At 70.0% G+C, this 13,836-nt stretch carries 12 protein-coding genes; 9 read left to right on the top strand and 3 right to left on the bottom strand.

Features of this window, described 5'->3' with window-relative positions:
* Positions 1 to 112: 112 nt before the first annotated feature.
* Positions 113 to 1,615, bottom strand: a complete 1,503-nt coding sequence (locus tag ACFWGJ_RS32760; protein ID WP_387331914.1) for an oligopeptide:H+ symporter — start codon at positions 1,613 to 1,615, stop codon at positions 113 to 115.
* Between the two features lie 551 nt (positions 1,616 to 2,166).
* Here ACFWGJ_RS32760 and ACFWGJ_RS32755 point away from each other — a divergent pair.
* Complete coding sequence (locus ACFWGJ_RS32755; RefSeq protein WP_107015675.1) at positions 2,167 to 2,844, top strand: response regulator transcription factor; 678 nt, start codon at positions 2,167 to 2,169, stop codon at positions 2,842 to 2,844.
* Positions 2,845 to 2,987: 143 nt separating this feature from the next.
* Positions 2,988 to 4,256 carry an ATP-binding protein gene (locus ACFWGJ_RS32750; protein WP_387331912.1) on the top strand — a complete coding sequence of 423 codons (1,269 nt, stop codon included), beginning with the start codon at positions 2,988 to 2,990 and terminating at the stop codon, positions 4,254 to 4,256.
* A gap of 174 nt (positions 4,257 to 4,430) precedes the next feature.
* Here the strand turns inward: ACFWGJ_RS32750 and ACFWGJ_RS32745 are convergent, their stop codons facing one another.
* On the bottom strand, positions 4,431 to 5,000 hold the full coding sequence (locus tag ACFWGJ_RS32745) for a GtrA family protein (RefSeq protein WP_387331916.1): 570 nt from the start codon (positions 4,998 to 5,000) through the stop codon (positions 4,431 to 4,433).
* Positions 5,001 to 5,193: 193 nt separating this feature from the next.
* On the opposite strand from ACFWGJ_RS32745, the gene ACFWGJ_RS32740 reads away from it, so the two are divergent.
* The 3 genes from ACFWGJ_RS32740 to ACFWGJ_RS32730 are packed head-to-tail and all read left to right on the top strand — an operon-like array spanning position 5,194 to position 8,077.
* Positions 5,194 to 6,354, top strand: coding sequence for a 5-(carboxyamino)imidazole ribonucleotide synthase (locus ACFWGJ_RS32740; RefSeq protein ID WP_387331910.1), 1,161 nt, complete (start codon positions 5,194 to 5,196; stop codon positions 6,352 to 6,354).
* Positions 6,351 to 6,884, top strand: a complete 534-nt coding sequence (purE, locus tag ACFWGJ_RS32735) for a 5-(carboxyamino)imidazole ribonucleotide mutase (RefSeq protein ID WP_387331909.1) — start codon at positions 6,351 to 6,353, stop codon at positions 6,882 to 6,884. The genes ACFWGJ_RS32740 and purE overlap by 4 nt, the downstream gene beginning before the upstream one ends.
* Before the next feature lie 5 nt (positions 6,885 to 6,889).
* Positions 6,890 to 8,077, top strand: coding sequence for a dipeptidase (locus ACFWGJ_RS32730; protein ID WP_387331907.1), 1,188 nt, complete (start codon positions 6,890 to 6,892; stop codon positions 8,075 to 8,077).
* Here the strand turns inward: ACFWGJ_RS32730 and ACFWGJ_RS32725 are convergent.
* Positions 8,074 to 9,285, bottom strand: a complete 1,212-nt coding sequence (locus tag ACFWGJ_RS32725; protein WP_387331906.1) for a methyltransferase domain-containing protein — start codon at positions 9,283 to 9,285, stop codon at positions 8,074 to 8,076. The genes ACFWGJ_RS32730 and ACFWGJ_RS32725 overlap by 4 nt on opposite strands.
* 324 nt (positions 9,286 to 9,609) lie before the next feature.
* Between ACFWGJ_RS32725 and ACFWGJ_RS32720 the strand changes: the two genes are divergently transcribed.
* The 4 genes from ACFWGJ_RS32720 (at position 9,610) to groL (ending at position 13,706) form a co-directional block, all read left to right on the top strand.
* A complete protein-coding gene (locus tag ACFWGJ_RS32720) occupies positions 9,610 to 10,434 on the top strand; it encodes a polysaccharide deacetylase family protein (RefSeq protein WP_387331904.1) in 825 nt (274 codons plus the stop codon).
* The gene (locus ACFWGJ_RS32715; RefSeq protein WP_387331902.1) at positions 10,431 to 11,195 is read left to right on the top strand and encodes a polysaccharide deacetylase family protein; all 765 of its coding nucleotides are present in this window, start codon (positions 10,431 to 10,433) and stop codon (positions 11,193 to 11,195) included. Before ACFWGJ_RS32720 ends, ACFWGJ_RS32715 begins: the two co-directional genes overlap by 4 nt.
* Before the next feature lie 459 nt (positions 11,196 to 11,654).
* The gene (gene groES / locus ACFWGJ_RS32710; RefSeq protein ID WP_003998759.1) at positions 11,655 to 11,963 is read left to right on the top strand and encodes a co-chaperone GroES; all 309 of its coding nucleotides are present in this window, start codon (positions 11,655 to 11,657) and stop codon (positions 11,961 to 11,963) included.
* A gap of 117 nt (positions 11,964 to 12,080) precedes the next feature.
* Positions 12,081 to 13,706 carry a chaperonin GroEL gene (gene groL, locus ACFWGJ_RS32705; RefSeq protein ID WP_387331900.1) on the top strand — a complete coding sequence of 542 codons (1,626 nt, stop codon included), beginning with the start codon at positions 12,081 to 12,083 and terminating at the stop codon, positions 13,704 to 13,706.
* Positions 13,707 to 13,836 lie beyond the last annotated feature (130 nt).

Raw genomic sequence — 13,836 nt, 5'->3', positions numbered from 1 at the left:
CCCCCAGGTATCTGGGGGCGCGGGGAACTGCGCAGTCTTTTAGGGGCGCGGGGAACTGCGCGGCCGGCCACGACCTACCCGCAGCTGACATGCCGGCCCCTCCGCGGAGCGGCTAGTTCACGTTGCCCATCAAGGACTTGACCTTGTTGCGGTACATGAAGATCGCCGCGCCCGCGACCACCGCGAGCGTCGCCTCCAGGGCCACGATCCCCATCCCGTTCAGGTCGACCCCCGCGATGGAGAGCAGCGCGGTCGTCGCGTCGCCGGCGGTGACCGCGAGGAACCAGACGCCCATCATCTGCGAGGCGTACTTCGCGGGCGCCATCTTCGTGGTGACGGAGAGGCCGACCGGGGAGAGGGCCAGTTCACCGACGGTCTGTACGAAGTAGATGGCGACCAGCCACATCGCGGCGGCCTTGTGACCGCCCTCGGCGATCGACAGCGGGGCGAGGAAGAGGAAGAACGAGGCACCGACCAGGACCAGACCGGACGAAAACTTCACGATCGTGCTCGGCTCCTTGCCGGCCCGGTTCAGCGCCAGCCACGCCCAGGCGAAGACCGGGGCGAGCGCCATGATCATGACCGGGTTGACCGACTGGTACCAGGAGACCGGGAAGGTCCAGCCGAAGACGCTGTTCTCGGCAGACTTCTCGGCGAAGATCGACAGCGTCGAGCCGCCCTGGTCGTAGATCATCCAGAACACGGCCGCGGCGACGAAGAACCAGATGTACGCGGACATCCGCGACTGCTCGACCCGGTCCAGCGACTTGTCGCGCTTGATCCTGGCGATCACCCAGACCGGGACGACCAGGCCGATGATCGCGAGCGGCGCCATGATCCAGTTCAGCGTGTAGTGGCCGGAGAAGCCGACGACGGCGTAGAAGACCGCGGCGACGGCCAGCCACAGCAGGCCCTTGCGCAGGGTCGAGGCCTTCTCCTCGGCGGACATCGGCGTCGGGACGACGTCGGAACGCGCGGCGAGGTGCCGGCGGCCCATCAGGAACTGCGCCAGGCCCAGTGCCATGCCGAGCGCGGCGAGCGCGAAGCCCAGGTGCCAGTTCACCTTCTCGCCGATGGTGCCGATCGCCAGCGGAGCGGCGAAGGCGCCCAGGTTGATGCCGATGTAGAAGACGGTGAAACCGCCGTCGCGGCGCGGGTCGTCCGGGCCCTCGTAGAGGTGGCCGACCATCGTCGAGATGTTGGCCTTCAGCAGACCCGAGCCGATCGCGACGAGACCGAGGCCCGCGAAGAAGGTGCCGGACGAGGGCAGTGCCAGCGTCAGATGGCCCAGCATGATGACCAGTCCCGCGACGGCGACGGTCTTGCGGGGGCCGAGCACCCGGTCCGCGAACCAGCCGCCGGGGAGGGCGAGCAGGTACACGAGCGACAGGTACACCGAGTAGATGGCGGTCGCGGTGCTCGCGCTCAGGTGCAGGCCGCCGGGCGCTACGAGGTAGAGGGGCAGCAGTGCCCTCATGCCGTAGTAGGAGAACCTCTCCCACATCTCGGTCATGAAGAGTGTGGCCAGTCCGCGGGGGTGGCCGAAGAAGGTCTGCTCGTATCCGGAACCGGGGGTGCCCGGAGAGACCGAGTCCTTCGTCAGGCTGGACGCCATGGTCGTTCCTTGCTGGTCGGGACGCGCCGCCGGGGCGGACACCGCAGGAGCGGAGGCCGCTTGGGCGGAATGGGGTTGCGCGCCCGGTGGGGGAGGCGGCCGGCACCGGCGGGTCGGCCGTCCCGCCCCACGCCCACGGGGAGTTCCGCCCCGTCCTCGGTTCGGCGAGGTCAAGGCGGTGGACGACGACCACCGGGATCCACGCCCGTCGCGCGTTCTCACGCGCCGGGCCCGGCCACAGGTCATTCCTTTCAAGGCTGGTAGGCACCAGCCCGCACACAAAAGAGACCTTCAGCGTGAAGCTTCCGCCGAAGGTCCCTGTGTGCTGCTACAGGCGTCTGGTCACCATAAGGCCCCACGTCACAGCAATGCCGCATATGGCATGACTTGAGAGATGGATCACAGGTTCGGATGGAACCATGCAACCGAATCGAAGGCCGTTCACAGATTTACATCCTGAACCCCAGGGTCGCACGGTCCGCGGGGGTCCTGATCGACACAGATGTCGATCACCCTCACTGCGCCGCTCCGTTGCGGACTACCATCAGTTCATGACCCGAGTACTGCTCGCCGAGGACGACGCGTCCATCTCGGAACCCCTGGCTCGCGCCCTGCGCCGAGAGGGGTACGAGGTTGAGGTACGCGAGGACGGACCCACCGCGCTCGACGCGGGCATCCAGGGCGGTATCGATCTGGTCGTGCTCGACCTCGGGCTGCCCGGTATGGACGGCCTGGAGGTGGCCCGGCGGCTGCGCGCCGAGGGGATGACCGTGCCGGTCCTCATCCTGACCGCGCGCGCCGACGAGGTGGACACCGTCGTGGGCCTGGACGCGGGCGCCGACGACTACGTGACCAAGCCGTTCCGGCTCGCCGAACTCCTCGCCCGCGTACGGGCCCTGCTGCGGCGCGGCGCGGCCGAGCCCCAGCAGCCGCCCGCCACGCACGGGGTGCGGATCGACGTCGAGTCCCACCGGGCGTGGATGGGCGACGAGGAGCTGCAGCTGACGGCCAAGGAGTTCGACCTGCTCCGGGTGCTCGTCAGGGACGCCGGCCGGGTCGTCACACGCGACCAGCTGATGCGCGAGGTCTGGGACACCACGTGGTGGTCGTCCACGAAGACGCTCGACATGCACATCTCCTGGCTGCGGAAGAAGCTGGGGGACGATGCGGCGAATCCTCGGTACATCGCGACGGTACGAGGAGTGGGCTTCCGCTTCGAGAAGAGTTAGCCCGTTGCTGTCGGCCGCGCCCCCTCGCCGTCGTGTCGTCGGTGGGTGCGCGGCAGCGGGCCGTGCGTGGCTGGTCGCGCAGTTCCCCGCGCCCCTGACGGGGCGCGGGTCCAGCCCGGATCATCAGTTGCCCGGAGGGACCTGTGCGTCGCCGTCTCATCAATTCCACGCTGGCCGTCGTGCTGGTGGTGATCGCCGTGTTCGGGGTCTCGCTCGTCATCGTCGAGACCCGCACGATCAGCAACAGCGCCCAGGAACGGGTGGACTCCGAGGCCGTACGGCTGGTCAGCATCGTCGACAGCCGCATCCTCGGCGACGAGCAGGTCAACGCCCGGGTCCTCAAGGACCAGGTCACGGGCGACCGGTACGCGCGCATCGAGATCCCCGGCCGCGACACCATCCACATCGGCACGCCGCCCACCGGTGACGTCATCACCTCCACCCGCGAGGGCGAGGAGGGCGAGACCGTCACGGTGGAGGAGGCGAGCTCCGCGGTCACCCGCGAGGTCGGCCGGACGCTGATGATCATCGCCGCGGTGGCCCTGCTCGCGGTGATCGCCGCCGTCCTCCTCGCGGTGCGCCAGGCCAACCGGCTCACCTCCCCGCTGACCGACCTCGCGGAGACCGCGGAACGGCTCGGATCGGGCGACCCGCGCCCGCGTCACAAGCGGTACGGGGTGCCGGAGCTCGACCGGGTCGCCGATGTGCTGGACGGCTCGGCCGAACGCATCGCCCGCATGCTGACGGCCGAACGGCGTCTCGCGGCCGACGCCTCGCACCAGCTGCGTACGCCGCTGACCGCGCTGTCCATGCGGCTGGAGGAGATCACCCTCACCGACGACCCGAGCACGGTCAAGGAGGAGGCGACCATCGCGCTGGCGCAGGTCGAGCGGCTCACCGACGTGGTGGAGCGGCTGCTGACCAACGCCCGCGACCCGCGTACCGGCTCCGCCGTCACGTTCGACCTCGACGAGGTCATCAAGCAGCAGCTCGCCGAGTGGCGGCCGGCCTACCGCAACGCGGGCCGCGCGATCGTCAGCTCGGGCAAGCACCATCTGCAGGCCGTGGGGACGCCGGGGGCCGTGGCCCAGGTGCTTGCCGCGCTGATCGAGAACTCGCTGATGCACGGCGGGGGCACGGTCGCGCTGCGTACGCGCGTCACCGGGAACCAGGCCGTGATCGAGGTCACCGACGAGGGGGCGGGGGTGCCGGCCGATCTGGGCGCGCGGATCTTCGAGCGGGCGATCAGCGGGCGCAACTCCACGGGGATCGGGCTGGCGGTCGCGCGTGACCTCGCGGAAGCGGACGGGGGGCGGCTGGAGATGCTTCAGGCTCAGCCGCCTGTGTTCGGGTTGTTCCTGTCGCGTACGCCGCTGAAGAGGCGGGACGGGGATGAACCCACTGTCCGCTAGCGCGTAGCGCTCCGCTGGGGGCATTGTGGGTGTCTGCGGCGCCGTTGGGGCTGGTCGCGCCGTTCCCCGCGCCCCTAAAGGCAAAAGACTGCGCCGTTCCCCGCGCCTCTAAAAGCTGAAAGCCAAAGACACAAGATTGCGCCGTTCCCCGCGCCCCTAAAGGGCTCGCAGGGCTCAGCGGACCCTTTGGACCTGGCGGAACGGGTGGGGTGGGCGGTCTTCTTCGAGGTAGGGGGTCGGGTTTTCCAGGATCGATTCCGCGTCCGTCACCGGGTCGTGGGCCGGGGCGACCCGGAAGACCCACGTGCGGTAGGACCAGAAGCGGAAGAGCGTCGCGATGCCGATGCCGACGAACTTGAAGACGTTGCTCGCCAGCGGGCTGTCGAAGCCCAGGCCGTACGTCGCGGCGAACAGGAACCCGTTCTCGATGACGAGCCCGACCACGCTGAACAGGACGAACAGCGTCAGTTCCTTGGTGCGGCCGCTCTTGTCGCGCTCGCGGTACGTGAAGTAGCGGAAACCGATGTAGTTCGAGACGATGGCGACGACCGTGGCGATCACACTGGCCCGCACGACCTGCAGGTCGGTCGTGTGGCGCACCAGGTTGAAGACGATCAGATTGACGAGCAGACCGGCTCCGCCGACCGCGCCGAACTTGGCGATCTCCCTGGTCAGGCGCTCGATCCGGAGGCGAACAGCGCTGGCCTGCCTGGCATGAGCCCCGCGTTTACCAGCTGTGCCCATGGTGTCGCCCAGCCCCCGTCTCGTCGGATACGTCATTTTCGTCAACCTTCGTCGACTCCGCCATGCTAACCAGCGGTTCCCTCGGGTGCCCGGCCCGGACTCGAAGATGTGGCCGGGATGTGATGAACCCGCACAATTTCCGATGATCATGCGGGCGACAGGGGTGGCTCGAAACGGCCGATACCCTGGGGGTGTGACGTTCCCGGTAGTCGGCATGGTCGGCGGCGGTCAGCTCGCTCGTATGACGCACGAGGCTGGCATCCCGCTCGGCATCAGGTTCAAGCTCCTCAGTGACACCCCCCAGGACTCTGCGGCGCAGGTGGTCAGCGAAGTCGTCGTCGGCGACTATCGCGACCTCGGCACGCTGCGGGCCTTCGCGCGGGGCTGCGACGTGATCACTTTCGATCACGAACACGTACCCACCGAGCATCTGCGGGCACTGGAGGCGGACGGCATCCCCGTGCGCCCCGGCCCCGACGCGCTCGTGCACGCCCAGGACAAGGGCGTGATGCGCGCGAAGCTCGTCGAGATCGGGGTGCCGTGCCCACGGCACCGGATCGTGAGCGATCCGGCCGACGTGGTGGCGTTCGCGGCGGAAGGGCTCCCCGAAGGGGCCGAGGGGGACGGCTTCCCGGTCGTCCTCAAGACCGTCCGCGGTGGCTACGACGGCAAGGGCGTATGGGTCGTGCGGTCCGCGGCCGACGCCGAGGACCCCTTCCGGGCCGGCGTCCCGGTCCTCGCCGAGGAGAAGGTCGACTTCGCCCGCGAGCTGGCCGCCAACGTCGTACGGTCGCCGCACGGCCAGGCCGTGGCCTACCCGGTGGTCGAGTCCCAGCAGGTCGACGGGGTCTGCGACACGGTGATCGCGCCCGCGCCCGGCATCTCCGAGGAGCTGGCGCTGCAGGCCGAGGAACTGGCCCTGCGCATCGCGAAGGACCTCGGCGTCGTCGGCCACCTCGCCGTCGAGCTGTTCGAGACCCGTGACGGCCGCATCCTCGTCAACGAACTGGCCATGCGCCCGCACAACTCCGGCCACTGGACCCAGGACGGCGCGATCACCTCCCAGTTCGCCAACCACGTCCGCGCGGTCCTGGACCTGCCCCTGGGCGACCCGCGCCCGCGCGCGAAGTGGACGGTCATGGTGAACGTCCTGGGCGGCGACTACCCCGACATGTACTCCGCGTACCTGCACTGCATGGCACGCGACCCCCAGCTCAAGATCCACATGTATGGAAAGGACGTGAAGCCCGGCCGCAAGGTGGGCCACGTCAACACCTACGGCGACGACCTCGACGACGTGCTGGAGCGCGCCCGTCACGCAGCCGGCTACCTCAGAGGAACGATCACCGAATGAGCCCTGTCGTAGGCATTGTCATGGGGTCGGACTCCGACTGGCCCGTCATGGAGGCCGCCGCGAAGGCCCTCGACGAGTTCGAGATCGCGTACGAGGTCGACGTGGTCTCCGCCCACCGGATGCCGCGCGAGATGATCACGTACGGCGAGGAGGCGGCCGGCCGCGGCCTGAAAGCGATCATCGCGGGCGCGGGCGGCGCGGCCCATCTGCCCGGCATGCTCGCCTCGGTCAGCCCGCTGCCCGTGATCGGCGTACCGGTCCCGCTGAAGTACCTCGACGGCATGGACTCGCTGCTGTCGATCGTCCAGATGCCCGCCGGTGTCCCGGTCGCCACGGTCTCGGTGGGCGGCGCGCGCAACGCCGGTCTGCTGGCCGCCCGCATCCTGGCCACGCACGACGAGGAACTCCTCGCCAGGATGCGTGACTTCCAGCAGGAGCTGAACGACCAGGCCACCGAGAAGGGCAAGCGGCTGCGCTCCAAGGTCGACAGCGGCGCGGGCACCGGCAGCGGCTTCGGCTTCGGGAAGTGACGGACATGACCACCACGCCCTCTCTGGCGGAAGCCCGCGCGTTCCTCGCCGACTTCCCCGTGGTCGACGGCCACAACGACCTGCCCTGGGCGCTGCGCGAGCAGGTCCGCTACGACATCGGCGCCCGCGACATCGCCGCCGACCAGAGCGCCCACCTGCACACCGACCTCGCGCGGCTGCGCGCGGGCGGCGTCGGCGCGCAGTACTGGTCGGTGTACGTGCGCTCGGACCTGCCCGGCGCGGTCACGGCGACCCTCGAACAGATCGACTGCGTACGGCAGCTGATCGAGCGCTACCCCGCCGATCTGCGCGCCGCCCTGACCGCCGCCGACATGAAGGCGGCGCGTGCCGAGGGCCGGATCGCCTCGCTGATGGGCGCCGAGGGCGGCCACTCGATCGACAACTCCCTCGCCACCCTGCGCGGCCTGTTCGAGCTGGGGGTCCGCTACATGACCCTCACCCACAACGACAACATCGCGTGGGCGGACTCGGCGACCGACGAGCCGGTCGTCGGCGGTCTGTCGCCGTTCGGCCATGAGGTCGTCCGCGAGATGAACCGCCTGGGCATGCTGGTGGACCTCTCCCATGTGGCCGCCACGACCATGCGGGACGCGCTGGACACCTCCACCGCGCCGGTGATCTTCTCGCACTCGTCCTCGCGTGCGGTCTGCGACCACCCGCGCAACATCCCGGACGACGTCCTGGAGCGCCTGCCGGCCAACGGCGGTGTGGCGATGGTGACGTTCGTGCCGAAGTTCGTCCTCCAGGCCGCCGTCGACTGGACGGAGGCCGCGGACGAGAACATGCGCGAGAAGGGCTTCCACCACCTCGACTCGACCGCCGAGGCGATGAAGGTCCACCAGGCCTTCGAGGAGTCCCACCCCCGCCCGGTCGCGACCGTCCCGACGGTCGCCGACCACCTCGACCACATGCGTGAGGTCGCGGGCGTCGACCACCTCGGCATCGGCGGCGACTACGACGGCACGGCGTTCACCCCCGACGGCCTGGGCGACGTCTCCGGCTACCCGAACCTGATCGCGGAGCTCATGGACCGCGGCTGGTCGAAGCCGGACCTCGCCAAGCTGACCTGGCAGAACTCGGTACGGGTGCTGGCCGCGGCCGAGGACGTGGCGCGCGACGAGCAGTCCCGCAGGGGCCCGTCGAACGCGACCCTGGAGCAGCTGGACGGCTAATCGCCGGGTGTGGTGACGGGGTGCCCCAGGAGCATGGCCGGGGCGCCCTGCACCCGCGTCAGGAACACGGTCGCGGAGTGCGGCCCCTGCGGCTTCACCTTGCGCCGCAGCTCCTCCGGCTCGACCGCCGACCCGCGCTTCTTCACGGTCAGGACGCCCACCTCGCGCTGCCGCAGCAGCGCCTTGAGCTTCTTGACGCCGAAGGGGAGCTGGTCGGTGATCTCGTAGGCGGTCGCGTACGGGGTGGCCGTCACGGAGTCCGCGGTGACGTAGGCGATGGTCTCGTCGACCAGCCCGCCGCCGTCCAGCTCCGCGGCCACCTCGGCGACCAGGTGCGCGCGGATGACGGCGCCGTCGGGCTCGTACAGGAAACGGCCCACGGGCCGCACCGCGGGATCGGGCAGTCCGCGGCCGAGGAGGGTGCGCGGGCCGGGCAGCAGGGTCGCGCGGACCGAGCCCGCCTCCCCGGTGCCGAACCACAGCACGGCCTCCTTCACGTCCCCGGCGTCCGAGATCCACTCCGCCCCTGCCTCAGCGGGCACGGCCTCGTGCGGAATGCCCGGGGCGATCTTCAGCGCGGCGAGAGGCGCCTTGAGGGCCGCCTGGACGGCCCACGACAGCGGCGGTGAGTACGCCTCGGGGTCGAAGATCCGCCCGCGCCCGCCCCGGCGCCCCGGATCCACGAACACGGCGTCGTACCCGGCGGTGTCGACCTCGGTGACATCGGCCTCGCGCACCTCGATCAGCTCCGCCAGCCCGAGCGCCTCTGCGTTCGCGCGGGCCACGGCCGCGGTCAGCGGGTCCCGGTCGACGGCCAGGACCCGGATCCCGGCGCGGGCGAGGGCGATCGCGTCACCCCCGATGCCGCAGCACAGGTCGGCCGCGGACCGCACGCCGAGTTCCCCGAACCGCGCGGCACGGTACGCGGCGACGCTCGCCCGGGTCGACTGTTCGACCCCGTTCGGGGTGAAGAACATCTGCGCCGCGTCCGCCGCCCCGAACTTCGCGACGGCCCGCTGCCGCAGCCGCGCCTGCCCGAGCGCGGCCGACACGAGCCCGACGGGATGCGTACGCCGCAGCCGCGTCGCCACGGCCAGTTCCTGGGCCGGTTCGCTGCCGCGCACCTCGTCGAGCAGGGCACGCCCCTCGGACGTGCGCAGAGCGGCGAAGGAGGCGAGCGGGGAGTCCGGCGGATCGAGGTCGTTCACCGTCCCATTGTGGGCCAGTCGGTGGACGGCACGCGCGCGACGGCGGTGTCGCCCTGGGGAAGGGCACTTGACCTGGGAGTATCCGGCCCCATGCGACTTGTAAGACAATCCGACAGTGCCCCGTCAGGGGCGCGGGGAACTGCGCGGCCCGCCCCCACCGGCCGGCGGTCGACTGTCCGTCCGTTCCGAGCGGCGGTCCGCGCGGCCCTGGCCCGGCTGGCAGCCACGGCCAGTGCCCCGTCAGGGGCGCGAGGAACTGCGCGGTCAACCCCCACCGGCCGGCGGTCGACCGCCCACCGTTCCCGCGCGGCGGTACGCGCGACCTTGACCCTGCTGGCGGCCACCGCGATGGCAACGGGCTGCATGGCTCCGGCCCCCAAGGACATCAAGCCGGCCGCAGGCCAGCAGGCAGCCGCCAAGCTCCGCCAGGAACAACGCGCCCACGCCGCAGCGGTGAAGAGATGGGGCCTGCCCAAGGCCCCCCTGCCGGCCCCGCCCGCCCCGGCGAAGAAGCCGCACATCGACACCCGCGCCGGCTTCGAGGTGGACGACCATGAAGGGCTCCCGCCCGTCTTCACGACGATCCCCACCAAGGACAAGGTCGTCTTCCTCACCATCGACGACGGCGCCGAGAAGGACCCGGCGTTCCTGCGGATGATGAGCGAGCTGAAGATCCCGTACACCGCGTTCCTCAGTGACTACCTGGTCAAGGAGGACTACGGATACTTCAAGAAGATGCAGGCCACAGGCGTGTCGCTGAACAACCACACCCTCCGTCACCGCTTCATGCCGGGCCTGTCGTACGCCGCGCAGAAGCGTGAGATCTGCGGGATGCAGGACGTGATCGAGAAGCGGTACGGAAAGCGGCCGACGCTCTTCCGCCCGCCCTTCGGCAACTACAACGAGGACACCCTGCGGGCCGCCAAGGCGTGCGGCATCAAGGCAGCCCCCCTCTGGAACGAGGAGGTCTTCGTCGACCACTGGGAGTACCGGGAGTGGGACCACGACCTGCGCCCCGGAGACATCGTCCTCAGCCACTTCCGCGGCAAGGAGGACTGGGAGGGCACGATGCCCGACATGGTCCGCCGCTTCCTGAAGCTGATCACCGACAAGGGGTACGCGGTGGCATGCCTGGAGGACTACCTGTGAGGCGCCGGGGGGCCACCGCCGCACTCCTCGCCGGCGTGCTCTGTCTCGCGGGCTGCGCCCAGTCCGTGGACCCCATCGAACGGCTGGGCAAGAAGGCGGCGGAGAAGGTACGCACCCACGGGCCCCCGGAGGCCGCGTACCGCCGCTGGGGGCTGAGCGCCCCGCTCGCCGCGCCACCGGACCCGTCCGTCCGGCGGGCCGCCTTACGGGCCGCGGGGCCCGGCCTGCCGCCCGTGGTGGACCGCGTCCCGACCGACGACAAGGTCGTCTTCCTGACCTTCGACGACGGCGCGGAGAGGGATCCGCGGTTCGTCGACATGGTGCGGGAGCTGCGGCTGCCGGTGAGCGTGTTCCTCACCGACAGCGTCGTGGGGCCGGGGTACGCGCACTTCGGGCGGCTGCGCGCGGTCGGTGCGAGCGTGCAGAACCACACGCTCGACCATCCGTATCTGCCGGGGCTGCCGTACGAGGGGCAGCGGGCGGAGATCTGCGGGCAGCAGGAGAAGCTGAAGCGGCGGTTCGGGATCCGGCCCCGGCTGTTCCGGCCGCCGTACGGGGAGTACGACGGCGACACGCTGCGGGCTGCCGGGGACTGTGGGATCGCGGCGGTTGTTCTCTGGCGGGATCCTGGGCGGTTGCGGGCGGGGGACATTCTGCACTGTCCGGAGGGGGGTGGGGCGTTGACGGGGGCCGCGGCGGGGATGCTGCGCCGCATTCAGGAGCAGGGGTTCGCCGTAGCGCGCCTGGAGGACTACCTGTAGGGGGCTCCCATGAGTTTCTCGCCCCCGCCGCCCTTACCCTTCCCGTCACCGCATGGGGGCTGCGCCCCCTCGCCCCCCTTTGCGCAGTTCCCCGCGCCCCTAGGTGCCTGGGGGCGCGGGGAACGGGAAAAGCTGGGCGCAGCCCGCTTTTCAGGGGCGCGGGGAACTGCGCGGCTCGCCCCCGCCGGGCCGCAGGTGAAATCGCTCCTGGCCCGTGCGGCGCCTGAGGACAGGGGGGCGTCCACCCTGATTCGGACCCGTCGAGATACGCCCAACCGCCGGAGGCAACTGGCACTCCGCTTGACCGAGTGCTAATCGCAGTCATAGTCTCGGCTCTGGCACTCACCGCAGGAGAGTGCCAATAGCGACGGGCAGGTCCGGCACCCGCGACGACGGATCCACCTGGTCGCCACCTCAGACAGTTAACCCCGTGAGATCTCCGAAGGGGGAGGTCGGATCGTGACGACCACCAGCTCCAAGGTTGCCATCAAGCCGCTTGAGGACCGCATTGTGGTCCAGCCGCTCGACGCCGAGCAGACCACCGCCTCTGGCCTGGTCATTCCGGACACGGCGAAGGAGAAGCCCCAGGAGGGCGTCGTCCTGGCCGTCGGCCCGGGCCGCTTCGAGAACGGCGAGCGTCTTCCGCTCGACGTGAAGACCGGCGACATCGTGCTCTACAGCAAGTACGGCGGCACCGAAGTGAAGTACAACGGCGAGGAGTACCTCGTCCTCTCGGCTCGCGACGTGCTCGCGATCATCGAGAAGTAATTCACCCAGGTTTGCTTTGAACTGCGCCCCTGGCCCCAGCGAGTACTGAACGCGAGTACTAAAAAGCGCCGGGTGCCGGGGGCGCCGTTCGTTTTTTGAGAGGACTGAATCAGCTCCATGGCGAAGATCCTGAAGTTCGACGAGGACGCCCGTCGCGCCCTTGAGCGCGGCGTCAACAAGCTTGCCGACACCGTGAAGGTGACGATCGGCCCCAAGGGCCGCAACGTCGTCATCGACAAGAAGTTCGGCGCCCCCACCATCACCAACGACGGCGTCACCATCGCCCGCGAGGTCGAGCTCGACGACCCGTACGAGAACCTCGGCGCCCAGCTGGTGAAGGAGGTGGCGACCAAGACCAACGACATCGCGGGTGACGGTACGACCACCGCCACCGTGCTGGCCCAGGCGCTCGTGCGCGAAGGCCTGAAGAACGTTGCCGCCGGCGCGTCCCCCGCCCTCCTCAAGAAGGGCATCGACGCGGCCGTCGCCGCGGTCTCCGAGGAGCTCCTCGCGACCGCGCGCCCGATCGACGAGAAGTCCGACATCGCGGCCGTCGCCGGTCTGTCCGCCCAGGACAGCCAGGTCGGCGAGCTCATCGCCGAGGCGATGGACAAGGTCGGCAAGGACGGTGTCATCACCGTCGAGGAGTCCAACACCTTCGGTCTGGAGCTGGACTTCACCGAGGGCATGGCCTTCGACAAGGGCTACCTGTCCCCGTACATGGTGTCCGACCAGGAGCGTATGGAGGCCGTCCTCGACGACCCGTACATCCTGATCCACCAGGGCAAGGTCTCCTCCATCCAGGACCTGCTGCCCCTCCTTGAGAAGGTCATCCAGACCAACGCGTCGAAGCCGCTGCTGATCATCGCCGAGGACGTCGAGGGCGAAGCCCTGTCGACCCTGGTCGTGAACAAGATCCGCGGCACCTTCAACGCGGTGGCCGTCAAGGCCCCCGGCTTCGGCGACCGCCGCAAGGCCATGCTCGGTGACATCGCCACGCTCACCGGCGCCACGGTCATCGCCGAGGAGGTCGGCCTCAAGCTCGACCAGGTCGGCCTGGACGTGCTGGGCACCGCCCGCCGCGTGACGGTCACCAAGGACGACACGACCATCGTCGACGGCGGCGGCAACGCCGCCGACGTGGCCGGCCGTGTCAACCAGATCAAGGCCGAGATCGACTCCACGGACTCCGACTGGGACCGCGAGAAGCTCCAGGAGCGCCTCGCGAAGCTGGCCGGCGGCGTGTGCGTCATCAAGGTCGGCGCCGCCACGGAGGTGGAGCTGAAGGAGAAGAAGCACCGTCTGGAGGACGCCATCTCCGCGACCCGCGCCGCGGTCGAGGAGGGCATCGTCTCCGGTGGTGGCTCCGCGCTCGTCCACGCCGTGAAGGTCCTCGAAGGCAACCTCGGCAAGACCGGCGACGAGGCGACCGGTGTCGCCGTCGTCCGCAAGGCCGCCGTCGAGCCGCTGCGCTGGATCGCCGAGAACGCCGGCCTGGAGGGTTACGTCATCACCTCCAAGGTCGCCGACCTCGACAAGGGCCAGGGCTTCAACGCCGCGACCGGCGAGTACGGCGACCTGGTCAAGGCCGGCGTCATCGACCCGGTCAAGGTCACCCGCTCCGCCCTGGAGAACGCCGCGTCCATCGCCTCCCTGCTCCTCACGACCGAGACCCTGGTCGTCGAGAAGCCGGCGGAGGAAGAGGCCGAGGCCGGTCACGGTGGCCACGGGCACTCGCACTAGTCGCTTCGCTGGACGTGCGGTGAATTGACCGCAGGTCCGGTGGGGGCTGGTCGCGCCCACGCGGCGGAGCCGCACATGGATACGGCCCCGCGCCCCTTCGGGGGCGCCGCACGAAGGCCCGGTACCCGTT

It is taken from the genome of Streptomyces sp. NPDC060205 (genome assembly GCF_042728395.1).
In the GTDB taxonomy this organism is placed as follows: domain Bacteria; phylum Actinomycetota; class Actinomycetes; order Streptomycetales; family Streptomycetaceae; genus Streptomyces.
This window is presented reverse-complemented; position numbering and strand designations above follow the sequence as displayed.

Coding starts and splice junctions, on each gene's coding strand:
- ACFWGJ_RS32755 (WP_107015675.1), top strand. CDS start 2,167: ATGACCCGAGTACTGCTCGCCGAGGACGACGCGTCCATCTCGGAACCC.
- ACFWGJ_RS32730 (WP_387331907.1), top strand. CDS start 6,890: ATGACCACCACGCCCTCTCTGGCGGAAGCCCGCGCGTTCCTCGCCGAC.
- ACFWGJ_RS32760 (WP_387331914.1), bottom strand. CDS start 1,615: ATGGCGTCCAGCCTGACGAAGGACTCGGTCTCTCCGGGCACCCCCGGT.
- purE (WP_387331909.1), top strand. CDS start 6,351: ATGAGCCCTGTCGTAGGCATTGTCATGGGGTCGGACTCCGACTGGCCC.
- ACFWGJ_RS32745 (WP_387331916.1), bottom strand. CDS start 5,000: ATGGGCACAGCTGGTAAACGCGGGGCTCATGCCAGGCAGGCCAGCGCT.
- groL (WP_387331900.1), top strand. CDS start 12,081: ATGGCGAAGATCCTGAAGTTCGACGAGGACGCCCGTCGCGCCCTTGAG.